General features: G+C 38.4%; 5 protein-coding genes. 3 read left to right on the forward strand and 2 right to left on the reverse strand.

Going from position 1 to position 7,760, the window contains the following annotated elements:
* Positions 1 to 12 precede the first annotated feature (12 nt).
* Together LV704_RS08780 and LV704_RS08785 are read right to left on the reverse strand one after the other, a co-directional pair.
* Complete coding sequence (locus LV704_RS08780) at positions 13 to 1,290, reverse strand: POTRA domain-containing protein (RefSeq protein WP_233782179.1); 1,278 nt, start codon at positions 1,288 to 1,290, stop codon at positions 13 to 15.
* Between the two features lie 214 nt (positions 1,291 to 1,504).
* Positions 1,505 to 3,190, reverse strand: a complete 1,686-nt coding sequence (locus LV704_RS08785) for a glutamine--tRNA ligase/YqeY domain fusion protein (RefSeq protein WP_163420741.1) — start codon at positions 3,188 to 3,190, stop codon at positions 1,505 to 1,507.
* A 264-nt stretch (positions 3,191 to 3,454) separates the two neighbouring features.
* Between LV704_RS08785 and LV704_RS08790 the strand changes: the two genes are divergently transcribed.
* Genes LV704_RS08790 through LV704_RS08800 form a run of 3 tightly spaced genes read left to right on the forward strand, consistent with a single transcriptional unit; the run spans position 3,455 to position 7,759 of the window.
* Positions 3,455 to 4,075: a hypothetical protein gene (locus LV704_RS08790; protein WP_233782180.1), complete on the forward strand. Its 621-nt coding sequence runs from the start codon at positions 3,455 to 3,457 to the stop codon at positions 4,073 to 4,075.
* Entirely contained in the window at positions 4,066 to 5,685 is a 1,620-nt protein-coding gene (locus LV704_RS08795) for a gliding motility-associated C-terminal domain-containing protein (protein ID WP_233782181.1), read from the forward strand. Before LV704_RS08790 ends, LV704_RS08795 begins: the two co-directional genes overlap by 10 nt.
* Positions 5,686 to 5,692: 7 nt before the next feature.
* A complete protein-coding gene (locus LV704_RS08800) occupies positions 5,693 to 7,759 on the forward strand; it encodes a type IX secretion system membrane protein PorP/SprF (RefSeq protein WP_163420739.1) in 2,067 nt (688 codons plus the stop codon).
* Position 7,760 lies beyond the last annotated feature (1 nt).

The raw sequence follows: 7,760 nt of genomic DNA on the forward strand, positions 1-7,760 counted from the left end.
CTTTTTTATTCGCTAAAAGTACTGGCCTATACCAAATACAATTCCATTGGTAGATTCGTTGGAAATCCCGAAACCATAATCCAATCGAAACACCGCATTAAAAATACGCTTGTGAATCAACCGAAATCCCAGTCCGGAATATAATCTGGTGGACGAGCCATCAAACAACTGTCCAAAACCCTCCCCTGGGGTTCGCCATGATCCAGCATCTATAAATGCATTTCCTTGAACCACAAACCATCCTTTTTCATACAGCGTCTGTCTGTACTCCGTGTTCAATACCAATGCTGCTGTTCCTCTATCTACTGTATTTCCCACACCCCTAATGTTCAATTGATTGTCCAAAGTAAAGGGTGCAAAAGGGGAATCTTCATTTCCAAACGCAGCAGCAAACCGTAGCCTGTTTGCCCAATTTCCTCTTGCTCCTATTTTTCTATAATAAATCAAATCATTTCGAATAGATAAAAAATCGCCCAAAAACTGGGTGCCAAGTTCATCTCCACTTAAAAAGCTTATGTATTGTGTAGTAAGTTCATTTATGGTACCATCAAAATATTGATAGTCAATATCTAAATCCACATATCGGTACTGGCCCCTATAGATCAGTTTGTCTGCTTCCAAAGCAAGAGGCCTTCCAGCTAAAGGTTCATCCCCAATAAAATCATAACGCTCTTTTACAAAGGAAGCTCCAAGCTCTGCTTCATTCTTAAAATCAAAAGAGAACAATAAACTTCCTTCAGCACTTTTTGAGTTAAAGCGATAATCTTTGACCCCTTCTTCAAAAAAAACAGGTTCTTGCGAGGTATTGTCCTGATAGTTGAATCCTACACCTAATTTATCACTGAATAAAAAGGGATGTTCCCAAAACACACCATATGAATTAAAGACATCCCTTTCATAAAAACCACCTATAAGTTGATTGTTCCCAAACAGATTAAACTCGAACGCAGATACCCTAAATGCAAATTCTCCATTGTTCGCTGTTGAGATTCGCAACCCAGGAATAATGGTGAAATTTTCTTCTATTTGATAAACAAGCGTTTTTTCATCACCAATATCATAAATACTGTCTTTTGCATTTGCTATTCCCGGCAATCGTTTTAAACGTTCAATATCTTGTTTGACCAAAACAGAATCATAAACAGTATTTGGTCTAACTTTTACCAATCTTCTTAAAAAAGATTCTTTGGTGCGTTTTAGTCCTTCAAATTCTAATTTGGTTATTTTCTGATTTTGCGCAAATCCAAATGCACAAGAAAGTAGCAGGCAAAGCGAGAGTATTTTTTTCACGGATTGTTGATTTCCCATCATCAGACGAGAAATTAGTGCAAACCCTACAGGAATTGGTGTTTTTTTAATTTAAATGAACTCTAAAAGCATTTTGAATCAACGCCCATAGAAAACCATAAGACAAGACAAAAACAGTCTTAAATTGATTAAAAACCAATTGGTTTTTATAAAGAAAAATGATGGTTTTGCATCATTACAATAGAGTCCAGCTATGTTAGCCTTTTTGCTCCAATTTTGCCCAGGTGTCTCGTAAAGTTACGGTTCTATTAAAAACCAAATTTTCTGCTGTTGAATCTGTATCTACATTAAAATAACCCAACCGTTGAAACTGAAATCTATCTCCAGCTTTTACATCTTTTAGACTTGGTTCCAAATATCCAGTAATTTTTTGCAAAGAATCAGGATTTACGAATTCCATAAACTCTTTGTCTTTATGCGCATCTGGTGTGGCATCTGTAAAAAGGCGATCGTATAGTCTCACCTCAGCGGTAATTGCATGCGGAACGGAAACCCAATGCAAGGTCCCCTTTACTTTTCGTAAACTTTCTTCTGTACCACTGCCACTTTTACTTTTAGGATCATAGGAACACTGAACTTCAGTTATGTTTCCATCAGCATCTTTAGAACAACTTTCTGCTTTTATAATGTATCCGTTTTTAAGACGAACTTCACCACCAAGCTTTAATCTAAAAAACTTGCGGTTGGCCTCTTCTCTAAAATCTTCCTGTTCTATGAACAGTTCTCTTGAAAATGGAACTTGTCTGCTTCCCGCTGATTCATCTCCCGGATTGTTCTCTGCTTCCAACCATTCTTCTTTTCCTTCTTCATAATTGGTGATGATGACCTTTAGTGGATTAAGTACGGCCATTACTCTTGGAGCAATTTTGTTCAGGTGTTCCCTAACATGAAATTCCAACAAAGAAACATCCACAACATTTTCTCTTTTGGCAATACCGATAGTTTCTGCAAAATTCCGGATAGATTCCGGAGTGTATCCTCTTCGTCGCAGACCAGAGATTGTTGGCATGCGTGGATCATCCCAACTATCAACCACACCATTTTCCACCAATTGTAACAATTTTCGCTTGCTTACAACGGTATGGCTAAGGTTTCTTCGGGCAAACTCACGTTGTTTGGGGCGAAGCTTTTTAGAATCTACCAATTGGTCTAAAAACCAATCATACAACTCTCTGTGCGGCAAAAACTCTAACGTACATAGGGAATGGGAGACCTGCTCTATATAATCACTTTCACCATGTGTCCAATCGTACATAGGGTAAATACACCAATCGGTATTTGTTCTGTGGTGTGGTTTGTGCAAAACACGGTACATGATAGGATCGCGCATCAACATATTAGAAGAGGTCATGTCAATCTTAGCTCGCAGCACATGTTTTCCTTCTTCAAAATCGCCATTCTTCATTCCTTCAAAAAGCGATAAGTTCTCTTCTACCGAACGATTCCTGTACGGGCTTTCCTTTCCAGCTTCTGTAGGGGTCCCCTTTTGCTCAGCCATTTCCTCTGAACTTTGGCTATCTACATAAGCCTTGCCTTGCTTTATCAACTCAACCGCCCAGTCATAAAGCTGTTGAAAGTAGTCTGAGGCATAACGTTCAGTATCCCACTCATACCCCAACCAAGAAACATCTTTCTTGATGGCTTCAACATACTCCTTTTCCTCTTTTGCAGGATTGGTATCATCAAAACGTAAGTTTACCGGAGCATTATACCTAAGCCCCAATCCAAAATTTAGACAAATAGAGCTGGCATGGCCTATATGGAGGTATCCATTTGGTTCTGGCGGAAAGCGAAAACGTAGGTCTTGCTTGCTATAGGCGTTTGCCAAATCCTCCTCAACAATGTGTTCTATAAAATTCAACGATTTAACTTCTTCCTCCATTTCAAAAATTTGAAGCGCAAATGTAGTAAAATCCAGCGTTCATAGCCATTAATCGTGCCGTGGTGTATACAAAGAAAGCCATTTTCACAACACTTTTACCATACCCCACAACAATATCTTTCCATTCGACCAAATTAAAAGCATATTTGTTATTAGAATATTATATGAAATAGTGGGCGTTTATAGCGCCTAGCAGAACTAAACAAAATTAAGGGGCACAATTTATAGGGCATTATTGCCCATAACCTCTTAAAACTAACGCTGATGAAGAAAACTAGTTCGTATAATAGCATTTTTGTGATTGCATTCGCAATTATGCTGCTTGGCACCCACTTCTTAGGGGCCCAAGTACTAGATAAACCAACAACGATTTGGACAGCTGCATGTGCTTCGGATAGTTTTAACGAATACGATGTAAGCTTTAGATGGAGTCCTCCTTTGGTTGACTCGAGCAATGAATTTATCCTTGAACTATCAGACCGAAACGGAAACTTTGGAAGCCCGATAGAACTTTCTAGGGTCGGGGACAAAAACATGGATTTCAACTTTGATTTTACTTTTGCGGTCCCTACAGATGTAAGTGGTGAAAGCTATAAACTGCGTGTTCGTAGTACAAGTCCTGCAAAAACAAGTCCCGCAACAGATGCATATCCAATGCACTATGTTGAATTCAATTCTCCTTTGCTTATTAGCGAAGACGGAAGTGGGTCCATTCCTTCTGGAGGTTTAATCCAATCTTGCGGGGAGGGTCTATTACCCTTTCACCACACAATATTCCAAATGCCAGTAACTACAGATACAATTGGTATAGAAGTAGTACACTACTACCAGAAAAGACCGAAAACCTTACAGTTTCCACTCCAGGTATGTATTATGTGGAGTTAGATTACGGATCTGTGTGTTCTGGTTCTGCAAACACCCTTTCCAATACAATTACACTTTCTACCGGTAGCAGTGTTGGAATCGCTATAAATGGCTCAGATGATATTGGACTTTGTCCCGGAGACACGCATGCCCTTCAAGCAAATATAACAGGCATGGGCCTTACCTACACATGGTACAAAGATGGAGCTGTAGTTTCTGGTCCTACTTTAGAAGCGGACACATATAATATAAATACATCACTATCTGGTTATGATGGAAGTTATGAGGTTGAAGTTGTAGGAGCGGCGGCTTGTTTAGAACGTTCGTCAGCTGTAACAATAAGAAATCTTGGTGATTTTAATGTGACAAGACAAAATGATGGTGATATTGTTTTATTGCCTGCACAGACCAAAACACTTTCTGTAACTACGACCGCAACAACACCGTCATATCAATGGTTTAAAGATGGAGCACCTGTTTCCGGTGCCACCAATAGCTCCTTAGATATTACCGAAATAGGAGTATACTTTGCAAGAGTCACTGAAAACGGAGGTGGGTGTTCTGCTTCCCCACTTGATTCTGAAACCACAACCGTAGTTTCTCCAAGTTCTTTTGAGTTTGTAATTGACTACGTTGGTTCATATATCTCATGTCAAAGTGCCGATGCAACAATTAGCCTTTCCACCATAAATGCTGTTAGTGATTCTGGTTCAAAAACAGATGTTACATCAGATATACAATCATCCTTTACCTATCAATGGGCACATGATGGAAGTGATGTTGCCGGTGAAACTTCAAAAACCATCACAGTTCTAGATTTTGAGGAAAATGGTGCTTATACATTAAACGGTGTCTTGGGTGGCTTTAATGCTACTTCCAATGCTTTGGATGTGACTTTACCCACCAACCAAGTTTTAGAAATTACTACAAACGGTACCGTTCTATGCGATGGTTCTGACCCAATTGTCTTTAATAGCTCTGAAAGCTTAACTGACGATACTTTTGAATGGTTGAGAGATGGAACTATTATAGATACCACCTCTGAAGAAATTACAGCAACGGAAGTAGGTGTTTATCAATTGATTATAAGGACTCATGATTGTCCGGTGATTTCCAATGAAGTGACCATAAGGGCATTTGATGAATCATTACTTGCGCTTGACAAAGAACAAGACTTAATCGTCATTGAAGGTGAAACAGAAACCTTAACTGCTAGCGGCGCTGAATCTTACCAATGGTTTGATACTAATAATACACTTTTAGGCACAAATGATTTCTTCAATTTTGAGCAAGAGGGTGAGTACTTATTGGTAGCAAGTTTTGGTAACTGCACCACCAGTAGAGTTATAAATGTAACCTATAGAGATACTTTTTCCATACCTAATGTAATTACGGCCAACGGAGATGGTATAAATGATATGTGGGTATTGCCAAACACGTACTCAAGAAACGATGATGTTGTTGTTACCATATTTGACGAAAGAGGTAGACAAGTTTTTAGTCAATCCAATTATGAAAACAATTGGCCACAATCCACTACTTCGTTTAATAAGTCTAATATGATTTTTTACTATAAAGTAACAAAAGAAGGACAAAGTCTAAAACAAGGAACTATAACTGTTATCAGATAAAAACAGAATGCACTCGAACAAACCCCAGCTATTACTAATCTTCATCCTAATGCTTGCTTTTTCTGGATTACGCGCCCAGGAAGACAACCCGTTTGTAGCATATGATGTTCCTTCTCAAAACTTATTGAAATTCAATAGGTTCTTAATAAACCCTACATTTTCAACGGTACGGGAAGATAAATCATATGTCAATTTATTTCACAGAAACCAATCGGTATCTTTTGATGATAACAATCAGGTTTACTTTTTAAGTTATAGCGGTAGAATAGGAGATCGCAGCGGGGTTGGGTTAAGTCTTTTTACGAACCGAGAAGGACTGTTCAACAATTTTGGAGTGCATGCAAACTATGCTTATGGAATTAAGTTAAGCCAAAAAAGTAATTTCACTTTTGGAGCCAACTTCTCATACTATCAAAGTGCCTTTAATCAAGATCGAGCCAATGCATTAGACAATGATCCTTTTTTAAACAGTCTGGAAAGTAGTTCGTTAATTACGTTTCAACCTGGTTTCAATATCTCCTATGGCAATTTTGACTTTGGTGGTTTTGCTGAAAACCTTTTCGATTACAACCTTAAAAGCAGCGAGTCCGTAACGGAGTTCAATGAAAAAACTTATTCTGGACACCTACAATATACCCATCAGTTTAAAAATGCTGCCGGTATTCTGGAACAGGGTAGGTTAATGCCTTTGGCACGTGTTCGCAAAACTGGTGACCAAAATCTTGTTTTAGGCGGAAATCTTATTATGGACCTCCCTAAATTAGGGTGGGTGCAAGCAGGATATGATGACTTTTATGGCGCCTCGGCCGGATTAGGTTTCAACCTAAATAAAAACCTGTCCATAGGGTATACCGTTGAAAAAGGGCTCTCCAATAATTTCGAAAATTTTGGGGTGAGCCATGAGATTTCCCTTGCTTATTCCATCACTCCAAATTTGACCGAAGACCGAGTAATGCTTGAGAAGGAAAATGAAGATTTGGTAGATGCCGAAACAGTTCCTGAAGAAGATTTAACGCTTTCCGAAAAAGACCTTAAGATTGCCGATTTAGAATCAAAATTGGCAGAAAACGATATCATCCTTGATGAACTATTGCTTCGTCAAGATTCTATCGAAACCGCAAGACAGAGCGATTTGGAACGCCGGTTTGAAACTGTTATGAAAATGGTGCGCCGAGAAACAAAAGGTCAAATGCCAGAACTGGAAGAAAGAGCCAAGGAGGTCTATTTTGCCAATATGGACAGTGTAGACATCCTATCAAAACATAAAACACGCCCTATAACAAACCAAGGACTATCCAATACCACTGCCGCTAAAAAAGTTATCAATCTTAAAGATTCCAAAAACTCAAGGATAGCAGAAAAAACATCGGTAAAAAGAGATAGAACAAATCGTTCTTCCAAAAAAACCATTGGACGTTTTAGAGCCTTCAACATTCCAAATGTAGAAAGCGGTCATTATTTAATTGCCAATGTTTTTAAGGATACAAGAAATGTAGATGCTTTCATTGAAAAACTTGAAGCACAAGGTATAGATGCCGGTTACTTTGAAAATCCAAAAAACGGACTCAACTACGTATACCTAAAGGGCTATAAAGATAAAAAAGAAGCTGTTGAGGCTTACCATAACCAATTTAATGGCGCATACCAAGGTGATGCTTGGGTAATGAATGTTGAGGGAGTTGGTTCTTACAACAATTTTGTGGCGGTTGAAAAAAACAACAAATCAAAATATGGGGATAATGCATTGCATAAAAACATTGCCAATTCCAAGAAAAAGGGCAATGCCTCCCAAGTCTCCTACAAAACTTATAAAATTAATGGCCTAGGTTCTGGCTTTTACATTATTGCAAATGTTTTTGAAAAACCTTCAAATGCAAATCGATTTGTAAAAGAACTGAATGCCAAAGGATTAAATGCGAGCTATTTTATAAATCCAGAAAATAATTTTAGGTACGTGTACCTTAAAAAACACGAGACCTGGAACAATGCTCTCACCTCATACTATTCCAAACTAAATGCTTCGTATGATGACAAAATGTGGATCATGCGAGTAAAACCAAACTCCAATAGTTAAA

The sequence above is a fragment of the Flagellimonas sp. CMM7 genome, assembly GCF_021390195.1.
In the GTDB taxonomy this organism is placed as follows: Bacteria; Bacteroidota; Bacteroidia; order Flavobacteriales; family Flavobacteriaceae; genus Flagellimonas.